This is a genomic window from Pantoea sp. X-Soil-ISGK-355 (assembly GCF_059730805.1).
Genome location: NZ_AP035971.1, coordinates 2,188,310 through 2,205,509 on the forward strand (window position 1 = coordinate 2,188,310; position 17,200 = coordinate 2,205,509).

The 17,200-nt window shown below is 55.2% G+C and carries 20 protein-coding genes, 1 pseudogene and 1 other annotated feature (1 of these 22 only partly in view); of the genes and pseudogenes, 15 read left to right on the forward strand and 6 right to left on the reverse strand.

The window, feature by feature from the left end; genetic code table 11:
- Positions 1–57: a sequence feature (Trp leader region), on the forward strand; it begins 45 nt to the left of the window's first position.
- Positions 58–80: 23 nt separating this feature from the next.
- The 6 genes and pseudogenes from AC6I8J_RS10115 to AC6I8J_RS10140 all read left to right on the forward strand — a co-directional run bounded on the left by AC6I8J_RS10115 (position 81) and on the right by AC6I8J_RS10140 (position 7,107).
- Entirely contained in the window at positions 81–1,646 is a 1,566-nt protein-coding gene (locus AC6I8J_RS10115) for an anthranilate synthase component 1 (protein WP_161736504.1), read from the forward strand.
- A pseudogene (gene trpD, locus AC6I8J_RS10120) lies at positions 1,646–3,240 on the forward strand (bifunctional anthranilate synthase glutamate amidotransferase component TrpG/anthranilate phosphoribosyltransferase TrpD). Before AC6I8J_RS10115 ends, trpD begins: the two are co-directional and overlap by 1 nt.
- 2 nt (positions 3,241–3,242) lie before the next feature.
- Entirely contained in the window at positions 3,243–4,604 is a 1,362-nt protein-coding gene (gene trpCF, locus AC6I8J_RS10125) for a bifunctional indole-3-glycerol-phosphate synthase TrpC/phosphoribosylanthranilate isomerase TrpF (protein WP_222925410.1), read from the forward strand.
- A gap of 45 nt (positions 4,605–4,649) precedes the next feature.
- Positions 4,650–5,840: a tryptophan synthase subunit beta gene (trpB, locus tag AC6I8J_RS10130; protein ID WP_161736507.1), complete on the forward strand. Its 1,191-nt coding sequence runs from the start codon at positions 4,650–4,652 to the stop codon at positions 5,838–5,840.
- Entirely contained in the window at positions 5,840–6,643 is an 804-nt protein-coding gene (trpA, locus tag AC6I8J_RS10135; RefSeq protein WP_161736508.1) for a tryptophan synthase subunit alpha, read from the forward strand. The genes trpB and trpA overlap by 1 nt, the downstream gene beginning before the upstream one ends.
- 149 nt (positions 6,644–6,792) lie before the next feature.
- Positions 6,793–7,107 carry a BON domain-containing protein gene (locus AC6I8J_RS10140; RefSeq protein WP_009089937.1) on the forward strand — a complete coding sequence of 105 codons (315 nt, stop codon included), beginning with the start codon at positions 6,793–6,795 and terminating at the stop codon, positions 7,105–7,107.
- Between the two features lie 46 nt (positions 7,108–7,153).
- Here the strand turns inward: AC6I8J_RS10140 and ompW are convergent, their stop codons facing one another.
- Positions 7,154–7,786, reverse strand: coding sequence for an outer membrane protein OmpW (ompW, locus tag AC6I8J_RS10145; protein WP_237566755.1), 633 nt, complete (start codon positions 7,784–7,786; stop codon positions 7,154–7,156).
- Positions 7,787–8,040: 254 nt separating this feature from the next.
- On the opposite strand from ompW, the gene AC6I8J_RS10150 reads away from it, so the two are divergent.
- The 4 genes from AC6I8J_RS10150 to yciA are packed head-to-tail and all read left to right on the forward strand — an operon-like array spanning position 8,041 to position 10,291.
- The gene (locus tag AC6I8J_RS10150) at positions 8,041–8,457 is read left to right on the forward strand and encodes a YkgJ family cysteine cluster protein (protein WP_497825331.1); all 417 of its coding nucleotides are present in this window, start codon (positions 8,041–8,043) and stop codon (positions 8,455–8,457) included.
- A gap of 27 nt (positions 8,458–8,484) precedes the next feature.
- Entirely contained in the window at positions 8,485–9,219 is a 735-nt protein-coding gene (locus AC6I8J_RS10155; protein ID WP_222925409.1) for a YciC family protein, read from the forward strand.
- A gap of 51 nt (positions 9,220–9,270) precedes the next feature.
- Positions 9,271–9,810, forward strand: a complete 540-nt coding sequence (locus AC6I8J_RS10160; protein WP_161733961.1) for a septation protein A — start codon at positions 9,271–9,273, stop codon at positions 9,808–9,810.
- Between the two features lie 58 nt (positions 9,811–9,868).
- The gene (gene yciA, locus AC6I8J_RS10165) at positions 9,869–10,291 is read left to right on the forward strand and encodes an acyl-CoA thioester hydrolase YciA (protein WP_161733963.1); all 423 of its coding nucleotides are present in this window, start codon (positions 9,869–9,871) and stop codon (positions 10,289–10,291) included.
- 36 nt (positions 10,292–10,327) lie between these two features.
- On the opposite strand, the gene tonB is transcribed toward yciA, so the two are convergent.
- Positions 10,328–11,077, reverse strand: a complete 750-nt coding sequence (tonB, locus tag AC6I8J_RS10170) for a TonB system transport protein TonB (protein ID WP_161733965.1) — start codon at positions 11,075–11,077, stop codon at positions 10,328–10,330.
- A 197-nt stretch (positions 11,078–11,274) separates the two neighbouring features.
- Here tonB and AC6I8J_RS10175 point away from each other — a divergent pair, with 197 nt between their 5' ends.
- Both AC6I8J_RS10175 and AC6I8J_RS10180 read left to right on the forward strand, forming a co-directional pair.
- On the forward strand, positions 11,275–11,571 hold the full coding sequence (locus tag AC6I8J_RS10175) for a YciI family protein (RefSeq protein ID WP_003853909.1): 297 nt from the start codon (positions 11,275–11,277) through the stop codon (positions 11,569–11,571).
- A gap of 76 nt (positions 11,572–11,647) precedes the next feature.
- The gene (locus AC6I8J_RS10180; RefSeq protein ID WP_253418760.1) at positions 11,648–11,833 is read left to right on the forward strand and encodes a hypothetical protein; all 186 of its coding nucleotides are present in this window, start codon (positions 11,648–11,650) and stop codon (positions 11,831–11,833) included.
- A gap of 199 nt (positions 11,834–12,032) precedes the next feature.
- Here AC6I8J_RS10180 and ycgZ read toward each other — a convergent pair whose 3' ends face one another.
- Positions 12,033–12,275 carry a regulatory protein YcgZ gene (gene ycgZ, locus AC6I8J_RS10185; protein WP_161733969.1) on the reverse strand — a complete coding sequence of 81 codons (243 nt, stop codon included), beginning with the start codon at positions 12,273–12,275 and terminating at the stop codon, positions 12,033–12,035.
- Positions 12,276–12,620: 345 nt separating this feature from the next.
- On the opposite strand from ycgZ, the gene AC6I8J_RS10190 reads away from it, so the two are divergent.
- Positions 12,621–12,938 (forward strand): hypothetical protein, encoded by a 318-nt coding sequence (locus tag AC6I8J_RS10190; protein ID WP_161733971.1) that lies wholly within the window; start codon positions 12,621–12,623, stop codon positions 12,936–12,938.
- 22 nt (positions 12,939–12,960) lie between these two features.
- On the opposite strand, the gene AC6I8J_RS10195 is transcribed toward AC6I8J_RS10190, so the two are convergent.
- Positions 12,961–13,134 (reverse strand): YciY family protein, encoded by a 174-nt coding sequence (locus tag AC6I8J_RS10195; RefSeq protein ID WP_095707117.1) that lies wholly within the window; start codon positions 13,132–13,134, stop codon positions 12,961–12,963.
- Between the two features lie 170 nt (positions 13,135–13,304).
- Here AC6I8J_RS10195 and cls point away from each other — a divergent pair, with 170 nt between their 5' ends.
- Together cls and AC6I8J_RS10205 are read left to right on the forward strand one after the other, a co-directional pair.
- On the forward strand, positions 13,305–14,765 hold the full coding sequence (cls, locus tag AC6I8J_RS10200; protein WP_013358038.1) for a cardiolipin synthase: 1,461 nt from the start codon (positions 13,305–13,307) through the stop codon (positions 14,763–14,765).
- Positions 14,766–14,810: 45 nt separating this feature from the next.
- A complete protein-coding gene (locus AC6I8J_RS10205) occupies positions 14,811–15,134 on the forward strand; it encodes an HI1450 family dsDNA-mimic protein (RefSeq protein ID WP_003853921.1) in 324 nt (107 codons plus the stop codon).
- A gap of 43 nt (positions 15,135–15,177) precedes the next feature.
- Here the strand turns inward: AC6I8J_RS10205 and oppF are convergent, their stop codons facing one another.
- Both oppF and AC6I8J_RS10215 read right to left on the reverse strand, forming a co-directional pair.
- Positions 15,178–16,179 carry a murein tripeptide/oligopeptide ABC transporter ATP binding protein OppF gene (gene oppF, locus AC6I8J_RS10210; protein WP_161733973.1) on the reverse strand — a complete coding sequence of 334 codons (1,002 nt, stop codon included), beginning with the start codon at positions 16,177–16,179 and terminating at the stop codon, positions 15,178–15,180.
- Complete coding sequence (locus AC6I8J_RS10215) at positions 16,176–17,189, reverse strand: ABC transporter ATP-binding protein (protein ID WP_161733975.1); 1,014 nt, start codon at positions 17,187–17,189, stop codon at positions 16,176–16,178. Before AC6I8J_RS10215 ends, oppF begins: the two co-directional genes overlap by 4 nt.
- Positions 17,190–17,200: the final 11 nt, after the last annotated feature.

Below are 17,200 nucleotides of genomic sequence, written 5' to 3' on the forward strand. Positions count from 1 at the left end.
CACTTTGCGTAAACGCTGTGCTAATACCTGAGCCCGCCACCGAGCGGGCTTTTTTTTGAGCGAAATTCAGAGAAATCATCATGCCAAATGCGAAACCTACAGTGAAGTTGATTACCGGCACCGCGCCTTACCGCGAAGATCCGGCCGCAGTGTTTCACCAGCTGTGCGGCGCACGTCCGGCAACCCTGCTGCTCGAATCTGCGGATATCGACAGCAAGCGTAATTTAAAAAGTCTGCTGATTGTCGACAGCGCGCTGCGTATCAGCGCCATGGGTAATACGGTTGTCGTTCAGGCGCTGTCAGAAAATGGCCGTGCCGTGCTGCCGCTGCTGGATGAGGCCCTGCCCGCTTCCGTCAGCAATCAGGTCCGTCCCGATGGACGTGAGCTGACTTTTCCGCAGAGCACCGATCCGCATCAGGACGAAGATTCCCGTCTCAAAGCACTCTCGGTGTTTGATGCACTGCGTCTGATTCCACAGCTGGTTAACGCCTCTGCCGACGAGCGCGAAGCCGTGCTGCTGGGTGGCCTGTTTGCCTATGACCTGGTGGCTGGTTTTGAAACCCTGCCGGAACTGGATAATCAGCAACGCTGCCCCGACTACTGTTTCTACCTGGCAGAGACGTTACTGGTGATCGATCACCAGACCCGCAGTGCGCGTCTGCAGGCCAGCCTGTTCTGCCCGTCCACCAGCGAGTTCCAGCGTCTGCAACGCCGTATTGAGCAACTGCACGGCCAGATGCTGCAGCCAGCACCTGCGCTGCCGGTACAAAAGGTCGAACAGATGACGCTGACCACCAGCCAGAGCGATGAAGAGTATTGTGATGTGGTTCGCACCATGCAGCAGGCGATTCGCATCGGTGAAATTTTCCAGGTCGTGCCATCACGCCGCTTCTCACTGCCGTGCCCGTCACCGCTGGCCGCCTATGACACGCTGAAAAACAGCAATCCAAGCCCGTATATGTTCTTTATGCAGGATCAGGATTTCTCCCTGTTTGGCGCATCGCCGGAAAGCTCGCTGAAGTATGACGCGACCTCTCGTCAGATTGAGATCTACCCCATTGCCGGTACCCGTCCACGTGGTCGCCATGCCGATGGCTCACTGGACCGCGATCTCGACAGCCGCATTGAGCTGGAGATGCGCACCGACCATAAAGAGCTGGCTGAACATCTGATGCTGGTGGATCTGGCGCGTAACGATCTGGCGCGCATCTGCGTGCCAGGCAGCCGCTACGTGGCTGACCTGACCAAAGTTGATCGCTACTCGTTCGTGATGCATCTGGTTTCCCGCGTCGTCGGCACGCTGCGCGCCGACCTCGACGTGCTGCACGCCTATCGCGCCTGTATGAACATGGGCACGCTGAGCGGTGCGCCAAAAGTTCGCGCTATGCAACTGATTGCCGGTGCTGAACGCACCCGTCGCGGCAGCTATGGTGGCGCGGTGGGCTACTTCACCGCGCAGGGGGATCTCGACACCTGCATCGTTATTCGTTCGGCCTATGTCGAAGATGGCGTCGCCACCGTTCAGGCGGGCGCTGGTGTGGTGCTGGATTCGAATCCGCAGGCTGAAGCGGATGAAAGCCGCAATAAAGCCCGTGCCGTTCTGCGCGCTATCGCGACTGCCCATCACTGCAAGGAGATCTTCTGATGGCCGATATTCTGCTGCTCGATAACATCGACTCTTTTACCTATAACCTGGTTGATCAGCTGCGGACCTTTGGTCACAACGTGGTGATCTACCGCAACAACCTGCCCGCTGAACTGCTAATTGCACAGCTGGAGCGGATGGAAGATCCGGTGCTGATGCTGTCACCGGGTCCCGGCGCACCAAAAGATGCCGGTTGTATGCCGGAACTGCTGCGGGTGCTGCGTGGACGTCTGCCGATTATCGGCATCTGCCTGGGCCATCAGGCGATTGTGGAAGCCTATGGCGGCCATGTAGGCCAGGCGGGCGAAATCCTGCACGGCAAAGCCTCGTCTATCGTCCATGACGACGAGGCGATGTTTGCCGGCCTGAGTAATCCACTGCCGGTGGCGCGCTATCACTCGCTGGTGGGCAGCAACACGCCGGATGAGCTGACAGTCAACGCCAGCTTTAACGGGATGGTGATGGCGGTTCGTCATGAAACCGATCGCGTCTGCGGGTTTCAGTTCCATCCTGAATCGATTTTGACTTCTCAGGGCGCGCGCCTGCTTGAGCAGACGCTGGCCTGGGCGCTGGCAAAGTAACAGGGAGAATAATCATGCAACAGACACTGGAAAAACTTTACCAGGCGCAGACGCTGAATCAGGCGGAGAGTCATCAGCTATTCAGCGCCATTATTACCGGACAGCTGGAGCCAACGCAGCTCGCTGCCGCGCTGATCGCCATGAAAGTACGCGGTGAAACACCGGAAGAGATCGCCGGAGCCGCGACGGCGCTGCTGGAAGATGCTAAACCATTTCCCCGCCCGGAATACGCGTTTGCCGACATCGTTGGCACCGGCGGCGATGGCAGTAACAGCATTAATATCTCCACGGCCAGCGCCTTTGTTGCCGCAACCTGCGGTCTGAAAGTGGCGAAGCACGGCAACCGCAGCGTCTCCAGTAAATCGGGTTCGTCTGACCTGCTGGCCGCCTTTGGAATCAACCTTGATATGCCCGCTGACCGGGCGCGTCAGGCGCTGGACGACCTTAACGTCTGCTTCCTGTTTGCGCCGCAGTATCACACCGGCTTTCGCCACGCGATGCCAGTGCGCCAGCAGCTGAAGACCCGCACGCTTTTCAACGTGTTAGGCCCATTAATCAACCCGGCGCGCCCGCCACTGGCGGTGATTGGCGTCTACAGCCCGGAACTGGTGCTGCCGATTGCGCAGACCCTGAAAGTACTGGGTTATCAGCGCGCCGCGGTGGTTCACGGTGGCGGCATGGATGAAGTGGCGCTGCACGATGTGACCCATGTGGCTGAGCTGCGTGAAGGGGAAATTACCCGCTATCAGCTCTCGCCGGAAGACTTTGGTTTTGGCTTCCATCCCAAAGAGGCGCTGGCGGGCGGCACGCCGGAAGAAAATCGTGACATTCTGACGGCTTTACTCCAGGGTAATGGCCAGCAGGCCCATGAGGAGGCGGTCGCCGTCAACGTGGCGATGTTGCTTAAAGTATTCGGTCAGGAAGATCTGCGTGAAAACGCACAGCAGGCGCTTAACGCCATCCGCAGCGGACAGGCTTATGAGCGTGTTGTCGCACTGGCAGCAAGAGGATAATCATGAAAGGCACCGTGTTAGAAAAAATTGTTCAGGACAAAGCGATTTGGGTGGAAGCCCGTCAGCAGCAGCAGCCTCTCTCCACCTTTCAGAACAGCATTGAACCTGCCAGCCGTCATTTCTATGACGCGCTGCAGGGTGCAAGAACTGCGTTTATCCTGGAATGTAAAAAGGCGTCGCCCTCAAAAGGTGTGATTCGCGAGGATTTCGATCCGGCCGCCATAGCCGGGGTTTACCGCCACTATGCTTCTGCGGTGTCCGTGCTGACCGATGAGAAATATTTTCAGGGTGACTTCGCCTTTCTGCCGATTGTCAGCGCCGCCATCACCCAGCCGGTGCTGTGCAAAGATTTTATTATCGACCCTTATCAGATCTATCTGGCCCGCTATTACCAGGCGGATGCGATCCTGTTGATGCTGTCGGTGCTGGATGATGAGCAATATCGTCAGCTGGCCGCCGTAGCGCACAGCCTGAAAATGGGCATCCTGACGGAAGTGAGTAATGAAGAGGAACTGGAGCGGGCTATCGCGCTGCAGGCAAAAGTCGTGGGAATTAACAATCGCGACCTGCGCGATCTCTCTATCGATCTCAACCGCACTCGTCAGCTGGCGCCACGTCTGTCACACGGCGTCACCGTAATCAGCGAATCAGGCATAAACAGCTACGCAGATATTCGTGAGCTGAGCCACTTTGCCAACGGCTTCCTGATTGGGTCTGCCCTGATGGAAGAAGCTGACCTGACCGGTGCGGTACGTCGGGTTACGTTGGGTAGCAATAAAGTGTGCGGTCTGACCCGTGCCGAAGATGCCCGCGCTGCGTATGAAGCCGGTGCAATCTATGGCGGTCTGATTTTCGCGGAAGGGTCACCGCGCCAGATTGACACCGCCGCGGCACAACATGTGATTGCCGCCGCGCCGCTGCGTTACGTCGGGGTTTTCCGCAACCACTCCATCAGTGACGTTGTCACGCAGGCCAGTGCGATTTCGCTGTCAGCAGTGCAGCTTCACGGCAATGAAACGCCGGAATTTGTGGCAGAATTGCGTGCTTCCTTACCTGCAGAGATTCAAATCTGGAAAGCACTTCGCATTGAAGGCGCATTACCTGCGCGCGACTGGCCACATGTCGACCGCTATGTATTTGATAATGGTGATGGCGGAACCGGACAGTGTTTTGACTGGTCGCTGTTACAGGGGCAGACATTGGACAATGTGCTGCTGGCCGGTGGCCTGAGTGCGGATAACTGTGTTGAAGCCGCGCAGCTGGGCTGTGCCGGACTGGACTTCAACTCTGGTGTGGAAAGCGCGCCTGGCATCAAAGATGCCCGAAAAATTGCCGCGGTGTTTCAGACGCTGCGTGCCTACTGATTTGCCTGGCCTGCTCAACGGCGGGCCCGAGAAAGGAAGAGAAAAATGACGTTACTGAATCCCTACTTTGGCGAATTTGGCGGAATGTATGTTCCGCAGATCCTGATGCCAGCCCTGCGCCAGCTGGAAGAGGCGTTTGTCGACGCCCAGAAAGATCCTGAGTTTCAGGCCGAGTTTACCGACCTGCTGAAGAACTATGCCGGTCGTCCTACTGCCCTGACGCTGTGTAAAAATCTGACGAAAGGCACCAAAACCCGCCTCTATCTTAAGCGTGAAGATCTGCTACACGGTGGCGCGCATAAGACCAACCAGGTGCTGGGTCAGGCATTGTTAGCTAAACGTATGGGCAAAAACGAAATCATTGCCGAGACCGGTGCCGGTCAGCACGGCGTCGCTTCCGCGCTGGCCTGTGCGCTGCTGGGCATGAAGTGCCGCATCTATATGGGTGCGAAAGATGTCGAACGTCAGTCTCCTAACGTGTTTCGTATGCGTCTGATGGGTGCAGAAGTGATCCCGGTTCACAGCGGCTCCGCCACGCTGAAAGATGCCTGTAACGAAGCGCTGCGTGACTGGTCTGGCAGCTATGAGACTTCACACTATATGCTCGGCACCGCGGCGGGTCCCCATCCCTTCCCGACTATCGTGCGTGAGTTCCAGCGCATGATTGGTGAAGAGACCAAAAAGCAGATTCTGGAAAGAGAAGGCCGCCTGCCTGACGCGATCCTCGCCTGCGTAGGCGGCGGTTCAAATGCCATCGGGATGTTTGCCGACTTCATCGATGAGACCAGCGTGAAGCTGATCGGCGTGGAGCCCGCGGGTCACGGCATTGAAACCGGCGAGCATGGCGCACCGCTCAAACATGGTCGCGTCGGCATCTACTTCGGTATGAAATCGCCGATGATGCAGACCCACGATGGCCAGATTGAGGAGTCTTATTCAATCTCTGCCGGCCTCGACTTCCCGTCAGTGGGTCCGCAGCATGCGCATCTGAACAGCATTGGTCGCGCGGAGTATGTCTCCATTACCGATAATGAAGCGATGGACGCCTTTAAACAGCTGTGCCGTGCGGAAGGGATTATTCCGGCGCTGGAGTCTTCTCATGCTCTGGCGCATGCCCTGAAGATGATTCACGCTGAACCAGAAAAAGAGCAGTTGATCGTGGTCAACCTCTCTGGCCGCGGCGACAAAGATATTTTCACCGTTCATGACATTCTGACAGCGCAGGGAGAAATCTGATGGAACGTTACAATCAACTGTTTACACGGCTGTCAGCGAATAACGAAGGCGCTTTCGTTCCTTTCGTTACGCTGGGCGATCCCTCTCCGGAGCTTTCACTGCGCGTGATTGACGCGCTGGTGGAAGGTGGCGCGGATGCACTGGAGCTGGGTATTCCCTTCTCCGATCCGCTGGCAGATGGCCCGACCATTCAGAACGCCACGCTGCGCGCCTTTGCGGCGGGTACCAACACCAGCCAGTGTTTTGAAATGCTGGCGACTATCCGCCGTAAATACCCGGATCTGCCGATTGGCTTGCTGATGTACGCTAACCTGGTTTTCACCAACGGCGTGGATGCGTTCTATGCCCGTTGTGCTGAAGCCGGTGTGGATTCGGTGCTGGTTGCGGATGTGCCGGTTGAAGAGTCTGCACCCTTCCGTCAGGCGGCGCTGCGTCATGGCATAGCACCTATCTTTATCTGTCCGCCTAACGCCAGCGATGAGCTGCTGCGCGAGATCGCGTCACACGGACGGGGTTACACCTACCTGCTGTCACGCGCGGGTGTGACCGGTGCTGAAAACCGTGCCAGCCTGCCGTTGCAGCACCTGATCGACAAGCTGCGTGAATACCACGCCGCGCCGCCGCTGCAGGGCTTTGGTATTTCAGAACCGGAACAGGTGAAAGAAGCGATCGCTGCCGGTGCAGCGGGTGCTATCTCCGGATCTGCGATTGTCAGAATCATTGAAAAACACCATGCAGAGCCTGAGGTCATGCTGAGTGAACTGAAGAATTTTGTCAGCCGCCTCAAGGCCGCCAGCCGTTAATCCTGCCATCATGCCTTATCGCGCGATAAGGCATGATTTGTTTCCTTTTTTTTCATTCCGCTATTTGCCCTTTTTGCAAAATCTGCACCACAATGACAATGCGCCGTTACGGTAACGTCGCATCCATTTTGTGACAGGGAGAGAAAGCAATGAAATTCGTTAAACTGCTGACAGGTGCTGTACTGGCGGGCGTGGTTGCGCTGACACTGAGCGCCTGTGCGCCAACCGCAACCAAAGAGGGAACCGGTGGCTATATTGATGACACCGTGGTGACCACAAAAGTAAAAGGTGAACTGCTGAAAGATGACTCGCTGAAATCGACTGAAATCAACGTAGAAACCTTCAAGGGTAAAGTTCAGCTGAGCGGTTTTGTTTCATCACCACAGATGGCGAATCGTGCCGTTCAGGTTACGCGTAGCGTGCCGGGCGTGAAGTCAGTCGTCAACAATATGCAGATCAAATAACGTCGTAACAGAAAAAAAGGCCGCTGATTCAGCGGCCTTTTTCTCATCAGAAACGGTAACCCGCTCCGAAGAAGAAGACCCAGGGATCGATGCGCATATTGATATTCTGCTGCTCGCCTCCTGCTTTAAACTTCACTTCCGTATCAATATCCATGTACCACACTGATGCATTCAGCATCCAGTCACGGTTAATCTGATAATCCAGACCGACCTGACCCGCCACACCCCAGGAGTCCTTCACGCTGAGATCGGTCAGGCCCGCATCGCGGCCCGTCTGGTTGAAATCGGCATCATAAAAGGTGGTGTAGTTGATCCCCACGCCAACGTAAGGGCGCGCTTTGCTTTTGCTGTCAAAGAAATAGTACTGCGCCATCAGCGTCGGCGGTAACTGGCGAACGGTAGCCAGCGTACCCGTCGGGCCAAGACCGACTTTGTGACGGAAAGGCGTGGCGGCCAGTAACTCAACACCAATATTGTCTGTTGCCATGTACGTGAAGGTCAGGCCGAGTTGTGTGTCATTAGTGGCGCTGAACTCGCCCATTCCTAACACATTATCGGAACCCTCAGTCGGCCGGACGGTAGCGCTGCCGGCACGCATAAAGAAGTCGCCTGCTTCGTGGGCCATCGCCAGTTGAGGCAGGGCCAGGGCCAGCAGCATCGCGCATTTTGCCAGTTTCATTATCACTCCTTTGCTTAATGTTAATGTCGCGAACGGAATCGCTTTTTTTGCTGGCAATTATTTAACGCGATTTACAGAAAATTGCACTCAGTACCCCTGAGATAAATTGCTTAAAAAACAATGAATTGATTTAGATCAATTTCGGCGCTGTCAGCAGCATGCAAATTCCGCTTGCTGAATAATTTCGCCGGCCCTATGTTGCTTATCTTCATTGTTGATTTTGGTTCGATGCCCTGGGAGGGGCGGGTGATCAAATGAGTGAGCTCTCTAACCCTTGTGTCAGCTGTGGCGCCTGCTGCGCCCATTTCCGCGTCTCATTTTACTGGGCTGAAGCCGATGATGCGGGCGGTCTGGTTCCCACTGAATTAACGGAGCCTTTAGGCCTGTTAATGCGCAACATGCGGGGTACCAACGATCGTGCGCCCCGCTGCGTCGCCCTGCAGGGCGACATTGGCGGCTGCGTTTCCTGCGGCATTTATGAACAACGTCCGACGCCCTGTCGGGAGTTTTCAATGTCGGGTGAAGCAGATATCCATAATGAAGCCTGCGATCGCGCCCGCGCGCGTTATGGCCTTCCTGCCCTTTTTGCGCCCTCTTTACCTCATATTACAGAAAGTTATGCCCTGCCGGGTGCCCCGGAGCTGCCAGAACATGTACAATCGCCGGGTTAATTAACCCGGTTCCTCCAAGGAGTGTACATGTCTATCACGGCAAGCTCGTTATACCGTGACACAGGAAATTTCGCGCGCCATCAACTGGCTACGGTGCTGTTGATGTCGCTGCTGGCCGCGTTTGTCACCGTCATGCTGGTGCATGTGCTGACGCCTGGTGCCGATCAGATGGCCATCCTGCAGCAGGGCGATGACAGCGCCAGTTCGTTATTTGAGATGGTGCAGAATATGTCACCGGAACAGCAACAGGTACTGCTGCGCGCCTCAGCGGCCAGCACTTTTGCCGCGCTGATGGGGAATACCCTGCTGCTTGGCGGTATGCTCTATCTGATCCCGATGGTCTCTTCCGGCCAGCGTGTCAGTGCGTTGCGGGCCATTGGTGCCTCAGCACCGCTGCTGCCAAAGCTGCTGCTGCTCACCTTCCTGATGACGCTGGTCGCGCAGCTGGGCTTTATGGTGCTGGTCGTGCCAGGCATTCTGCTGACGATCCTGCTGTCGCTGGCGCCGGTGATGGTGGCGAGTGAGAAGATGGGTGTCTTTGCCGCCATGCGCGCCAGTATGCGGATGGCGTGGAAGAATGTCAGGCTGATCGCCCCGGCGATTTTGCTCTGGCTGCTGGCTAAAGTCATTGTGATGCTTTTCTTCTCATCGCTGACGGTATTACCCCTCAATGTCTCGTCGGTGATTTTTACCGCGGCTGGCAATGTGGTTTCAGCGATGTTGATTATCTATCTTTATCGGCTCTATATGCTGTTACGTTGATTGGCGGTGTGCCTTCGGGCACATTCGCAGCCAACTCTGAATGGAAAAACTATGAAGCAGCTACTCGACTTTCTCCCCCTGGTGGTCTTTTTCATCTTCTATAAGCTGTATGACATTTTTGTCGCCTCGGGCGCGCTGATCGTGGCCACCGGCCTGGCGCTGGTTGTCAGCTGGGTGCTCTATCGCAAGCTGGAAAAGATGACGATTTTCACCTTTGTGCTGGTGGCGGTTTTTGGCACCCTGACGCTGGTGTTCCACAACGATGAGTTCATTAAGTGGAAAGTCACGGTGATCTACAGCCTGTTTGCCGCCGCCCTGCTCTACAGCCAGTGGTTTATGGAGCAGACGCTGATTCAGCGCATGCTGGGCAAAGAGTTACACCTGCCCGATGCGGTCTGGCGTCGGCTCAACGTTGCCTGGGCGCTATTCTTCTTCATCTGCGGCCTGGTAAACATCTATGTCGCCTTTTGGTTATCTCAGGCGTTTTGGGTTAACTTTAAAGTGTTCGGTCTCTCCGGTCTGACCTTACTGTTTACCCTGCTCAGCGGGCTTTACATCTGGCGACAGATGCCGCAGCAGGAACAAAAATAATCATCTGCCCGGTCCGCCGGGCATTTTTTTAGCATTCACCTGCATAGAAGTGGAAGCAATGGGCGAAAAACATAAATTGCCGAAAGGCGAAATGGTGCTGCGTACGCTCGCCATGCCAGCAGACACCAACGCCAACGGCGATATTTTTGGTGGCTGGCTGATGTCACAGATGGATATGGGTGGCGCTATCCTGGCGAAAGAGATCGCTGAAGGACGCGTGGTGACGGTTCGCGTCGACGGCATGTCATTTATGAAGCCCGTCGCGGTGGGCGATGTGGTGAGCTGCCATGCGAGCTGTCTTCGTACCGGCAACAGTTCCATGACGATTAATGTGGAAGTGTGGATCAAAAAAGTGTCGTCTGAGCCGATTGGACAAACTTACATTGCGACGGAAGCGGTGTTTATTTATGTGGCGGTCGACAATGCGGGCAATTCCCGTCCTCTGCCAGCCGGTCGCGCCAATCAGCAGCCTGCTGGATAAGTGACGGGTCAGGCGGCGTCTGCCTGACCCGGTACCTTATTCAATGCTGGCACCACCATTAATTTTAAACACGATATTCATGGTAAGACCCTGTCCTGGCTTTCCTTTCTCATAGCGCCAGGTTTTCATCGCCTGCTTAACGCCCCGCTCAAACATATTGCGCGGTTCAGCAGAGAGAATCTGGATGTTATCTACCCGTCCGTCGCTGTCCACATCAAACTTCACCCTTACACGTCCTTCTACCCGCAATGCAAAAGCACGCTGAGGATAGCCAGGCTTACTCACGCTCAGTGCCTTAGGGCCAGTTGAGGCCGATGAGCCAGGTGACGGTGTAGATTTTGGCGCCGTGGTCGGTTTGTTTTGCGTCGCCGGGGCTTCCTGCTTAAACGGGTCGGCCTTCGGTTTGCTCTCCTGACGCGGCTTCACCTCGCGTTTTGGCTGCTCCCGTTTGTGTTCCGGCTTTGGTTTAGGCTTAGGCTTAGGCTTCGGTTCAGGTTTCGGAAGGGGTACCGGCTCCGCTTTTGGCGGTTCCGGCACTGGCTGTGGCTCCGGTTCAGGCTGCGGTTCAGGTTGTGGCGCAGGCGGCTCTGCGATAGCCGGTGCTGGCTCGGGCTGGACTTCGGGCGCGACCATGGTAACGCTGATGGGCTGCGATGCTTTGGGCACCTCAATCACCTGCTGGAATGAAGCATAAAGAATTCCGGCAATCACGACTCCATGCAGAGCAACAGACAACAACATGGAGACAGGCGTGCGTTTAGGAAATGGCATAGTCAGCGTGGTCATAACAGTCGCAGTGATTGAATAGAGCAGCGATTTTAAATGCAAATAGCAATCAGTTTCAATAACTCCCGCCATCCGGCCTGAAGAAAAGCGCTTTTTAGCCCTTTATGCTGAGCCATTAGCCGCCCACAGGTTTCGTTTGCACTCTAATCGTCAATCCCTTAACGTGTTGCAAAATTCTGATAACCAGGAGTTCCTTAGTGCTTTACGTCATTTATGCAGAAGATACTGCAGAGTCACTGGAAAAACGTAACGCCGTGCGCCCTGCCCACCTGGCGAGGCTCAAACTGCTGCAGGAGGAGGGACGCCTGATCATCGCAGGCCCAATGCCTGCTGTGGATAGCAACGATCCCGGCGTGGCGGGCTTCACTGGCTCAACCGTTATTGCTGAGTTTCCGTCCTTAGAAGCCGCACAGTCATGGGCCCAGGATGATCCTTACTTTGCGGCGGGCGTCTATAAACAGGTCTCGGTTAAGCCGTTTAAACGCGTCTTCTGATAACGTATCTGCAGTCAAAATGGCGTCTGTGCCTGGCACAGACGCCATTTTTGTTTTGAATATTCAGAGAGGAAAGATGCAGATAATCATTCTGGGGCTACTGGCAATTATCGCTTTACTGATTGGCGGTGCGCTATACCTCTGGCGAACAGAGGGCTGGCGTAGTAAAAAGCAGTGGATTGTGATGCTGATCGTGCTGGCGGCAGCACTGCAGTTGGTGAATGTAACGCTGATGATGACGTCACAACGTCTTTCGGGTTAATGATTCATGCAGCTTATTGCGATATCAGCGTAAATACCCCTGTCAGAAAAAGCTTTCGTACTGCATTACTCCTCTGCCCATACGGCTGAACGCGACGCTCTCCGCCTGACCGTTAAGAGCTTATTTATGGCTAAGCGGGCCTGCTCGTTAAGTTAGCCCGCTTTGTTTTCCCGTCACTCACTGGCATAGTGGCGTTGAATTAACCCCTGTCCAGAATCAGACCAATCAGCGCATGATAGTGCTGCTCTTCTTCCGGGCTGGTGACATGCTGTAAACGGCTGATCAGCTTTGAGCAAATCGCTTTACGGTTCAGGCTACGGCCAGAAGCGATGATTTCCGTCACGACAGACCCCAGAATGGCCTGCTGTGAAGGCTGTGCAGCACTGTGTAAATAAGCGGAGAGGTCAGATACTGAAGCGGGAATACGAACGTTAGTCTGCATGGTTGGCCCTCATAGGATTCATTAAAAGTTAGTAACCGATACGGTAAAGTTATACAACAACCCCTTAACTGTACAGATATTTAACTCAAAATTTCGCCGTGCCTGCTGATTAAATGAATAAATCATTTAGGAACAGTGACTTGCAAAAATGTAAAGTTGTACAGGTTTAACGTCAGCGGCTGTACACCTCTTAAATTACACCTTGAGATAGCCTGTTTAGCTTTAAAAAATGATCTCTGTGTCATTTTTTTAGCCGTCGGGAGGAATTATCTGGCAGAGCTGTCTACATTTAGCTTTTGTGAGTTAAACCTCTGAATGGAAGCACAGCGTAATCGCGGGCAAATTATGAATAAAACCTATCCCGGCCAGTCACTTACTCTGATCGAGCCACTGTTATCCCGAATTGTGGCGATTATTGATCCGAAAATCGAAGTCATGAGTGGTTATCCTGCAAATTGCTCTGCATGGCTGACCCTCTATTACCAGCGTAAATCGGGAAAATGGTCTTACGAATGGTACGATCGGACGGGGTATCGCAGACCAGCGGCGCTGGGCAGCACGATGGAGTGCCTCATGCGCGAAGTCAGTGACCGGGGTGCGTCGCGTCAGGAGCATGCTATAGCGCGACGAGTCATGGCAGAGTCGGGATTTTTTGAAGCCTGAGCAGGGCTGCTGCCGATATAACCTAAACTAACTGCGTAATAAACAGGATCGAGCGACGTTGCTGCTGTGCCAGTTGATGGCGAATGCAATGGATACGCTTGTAACGCCGCGACTGCCCTTCCAGCCAGCGGGAGCGGCGGCGATGCACCTGACGTAACATTCTCCAGCGCGCCACTTCATTTCTGCTTCGTTTCATCACTTCCTCTCTGACTTCATACATGCAAGACCTGTGCGAGGGCATTATAGAGATCTCCGTCGTAATGCCAAATCAGATCTCTCATCGAGACTGTCCGGGATAAAGGGTTTCGTTAGCGATGATCTGCACGTAAACTTGCCAGACGAAAGCGCGAACGGGATGTCCACTTTATGACCACTTTTTATACCCTGATCAGCTGGTTGCTGGTATTTGGTTACTGGCTGCTGATCGCCGGGGTTACGCTGCGTGTATTAATGAAGCGCCGGGCCGTAACCTCGGCGATGGCATGGCTGCTGGTTATCTATATTCTGCCGCTGGTGGGTATTATCGCTTATCTCTCGTTTGGCGAACTGCATCTGGGCAAACGTCGCGCGGAGCGCGCCCGCACTATGTGGCCGTCGACCGCACGCTGGCTCAACGACCTGAAACAGTGCCGTGAAATTTTTGCCACCGAGCACAGTGACGTTGCCCGTTCACTGTTTGAGCTTTGCTACCATCGTCAGGGCATTGCCGGGGTTAAGGGCAATCAGCTTCAGTTGCTCACCAGCGCCGACGACGTCATGCAGGCGCTGATTCGTGATATCCAGCTGGCCCGTCATAACATTGAGATGGTGTTTTACATCTGGCATCCCGGCGGCCTGGCGGATGAAGTCGCCGAATCGCTAATGGCCGCATCACGCCGTGGCGTTCATTGCCGACTGCTGCTCGACTCCGCAGGCAGCGTCAACTTTTTCCGCAGCCCATGGGTCGGCATGATGCGCAATGCCGGTATCGACGTCGTGGAAGCCTTGCAGGTCAGCCTGCTGCGCGTCTTCCTGCGGCGAATGGATTTGCGTCAGCATCGCAAAATCGTTCTGATTGATAATTACATTGCCTATACCGGCAGCATGAACCTCGTGGATCCACGCTTCTTTAAACAGAGCGCGGGTGTAGGCCAGTGGATTGACCTGATGGCGCGTATGGAAGGCCCGGTTGCGACCGCGATGGGCATTGTGTTCAGCTGTGACTGGGAGATTGAGACCGGTAAACGCATTCTTCCCCCACCGCCCGATCGCAACATCATGCCGTTTGAGCAGGAGAGCGGCCACACCGTGCAGGTGATCGCCTCCGGACCTGGCTTCCCGGAAGATATGATCCATCAGGCGCTGCTGACCGCGGTTTATTCAGCGCGTGAACAGCTGATTATGACCACACCCTACTTAGTGCCCAGCGACGATCTGCTGCATGCTATCTGTACCGCTGCGCAGCGTGGCGTGAGTGTCAGCGTGATTGTGCCGCGCCACAACGACTCCCTGCTGGTCGGCTGGGCCAGCCGCTCCTTCTTCAGCGAACTGCTGGAAGCGGGCGTGAAAATCTATCAGTTTGAAGATGGTCTGCTGCACACTAAAAGCGTGCTGGTCGACGGACAGCTGAGTCTGGTGGGAACCGTTAACCTTGATATGCGCAGTTTATGGCTGAATTTTGAAGTGACGCTGGTGGTGGATGATGCAGGATTTGGCAGCGATCTCGCCTGTGTGCAGGATGACTACATTGCCCGCTCCCGCCTGCTGGACGGTAAGCGCTGGGCAAAACGTGCCTGGTGGCAGCGCATCGTCGAACGACTGTTTTACTTCTTCAGTCCTTTACTGTAAAACGAGCCAGATTGTGTAAATGGCCGCAGGCCGACAGGACAGACTATGGATTTGAATAATCGCCTTACCGAAGATGAAACGCTGGAACAGGCCTACGATATTTTTCTCGAACTGGCCGTCGACAATCTCGACCCGGCAGACGTCATTCTCTTCAATCTGCAGTTCGAAGAGCGCGGTGGCGCAGAGCTGTTTGATCCCTCTGAAGACTGGAAAGACCATGTCGATTTTGATCTGAACCCGGACTTTTTCGCCGAGGTAGTCATCGGGCTGGGTGAAGCGGATGGTGAGCCAATCACTGATGTCTTTGCCCGCGTGCTGCTGTGCCGCGAGAAAGATCACAAGCTCTGTCATATCCTGTGGCGCGAGTAAGCATCAGATAAGAAAACGCCGGGCACATGCCCGGCGTTTTGCTTTAGAGCGGATCGACCTTGAGGCAAGAGACCGCATGGTGGAAACTGCCTTCCAGCAGCGGCCGGGTTTTCGCACACTCCGGGCCGGCGATCGGACAGCGGGTGCGGAACACGCAGCCTGACGGCGGATTAATCGGCGACGGCAACTCCCCTTCCAGCAGCTGAATCTGCTTATTTTTTTCCAGATCAGGATCGGGGATCGGCACGGCAGACATCAGCGCACGGGTGTAAGGATGCTGCGGATTGCTGTAGACCTCGCTGTAGGTACCCAGCTCCACCGCATGCCCCAGATACATCACCAGCACCCGATCAGAGATATGCTTCACCACAGCCAGGTCGTGGGCAATGAAGATTAGCGACAGCCCCATCTCACGCTGTAACTGTTGCAGCAGATTCACCACCTGAGCCTGAATCGAAACATCCAGCGCCGAGACCGGTTCATCGCAGATGATCAGCTTCGGCTCCAGAATCAGCGCACGGGCGATACCGATACGCTGACACTGACCGCCCGAAAACTCATGCGGGTAGCGGTTAATCAGGTTGGGCAGCAGCCCCACTTTCATCATCATATTTTTGACGCGGTCTTTCACTTCCTGCCGCGCCATTTTTGGATGGTAGGTGCGCAGTGGCTCGGCGATGATATCGCCGATGGTCATACGCGGGTTCAGCGACGCCAGCGGATCCTGGAAAATCATCTGGATATCGCTGCGCGCCTTGCGCCACTCCTCTTCACTCTGCCCCAGCAGATCGCGGCCTAACCAGGCCACCCGACCTTCCGTGGCTTTAACCAGACCGATAATGGCGCGTGCCAGTGTCGATTTGCCGCAGCCAGACTCGCCTACCACGCCCAGCGTTTCTCCCTCATAAAGGCGCAGGCTGACGCCATCCACTGCCTTCAGGGTTTTTGACGGCTGCCAGAACCACTGCTTGCCATCTTTGATATCAAAATGGACTTTGAGGTCGGCGATTTCCAGTAACACTCTTTTTTCAGCTACGGTGCTCATACTAACTCCTCCACCGGCTTAAAGCAGGCACGCAGACGGCCTTCGCCAAACGGCTCCAGCGGCGGAGCCTGGGTGCAGATATCCATTGCGTGCGGACAACGCGGCTGGAACGGACAGCCCTGCGGCAGCCGCAGCAGGTTGGGTGGATTGCCCGGAATGGTGGTCAGGCTCTCGCCCTCCGCATCCAGGCGCGGCACTGCATTCAGCAGACCAATTGAGTAAGGGTGCGCAGGCTGATAAAAGACATCGCGAGCGCGGCCATACTCCATGGTGCGTCCGGCATACATCACCAGCACCTTATCGCAGATCCCGGCCACCACGCCGAGATCGTGGGTGATCATGATTATAGCGGTGTTGAATTCACGCTTCAGATCGTTGAGCAACGTCATGATCTGCGCCTGCACCGTCACATCCAGCGCCGTGGTCGGTTCATCGGCAATCAGCAGTTTTGGCCGGCACAGCAGCGCCATGGCAATCATCACGCGCTGACGCATCCCGCCGGAGAACTCATGCGGGTACATCTTCATGCGTTTACGTGCTTCCGGCATTTTCACCGCGTCCAGCATTCTCACTGACTCTTCAAACGCCTGTGCGCTGTTCATCCCTTTGTGTAGCTTGAGCACTTCCATCAGCTGCTCGCCCACCCGCATATAGGGGTTCAGCGACGTCATCGGGTCCTGGAAGATCATTGCAATCTGTTCGGCGCGCAGTTTATTAAGCTGGTTCTCAGGCAGGTTCAGGATCTCTTTGCCGTTGAACATCGCCGAGCCGCCAATGCGGCCATTTTTTGCCAGCAACCCCATCAGGGCAAAGGCCGTCTGTGATTTGCCGGAACCGGACTCGCCAACAATGCCCAGCGTCTCACCGGCGCGCAGCGAGAAGTTGAGGTCATTAACGGCGGTCACATCCCCATCGTGCGTGCCAAAGGTCACGCGTAAATCTTTGACCGTAAGTAGCTGTTCGCTTCCCGCGCGGGCCGCCATTGCTGGCTGAAATTCATGAATAGTCATCGGGAAACTCC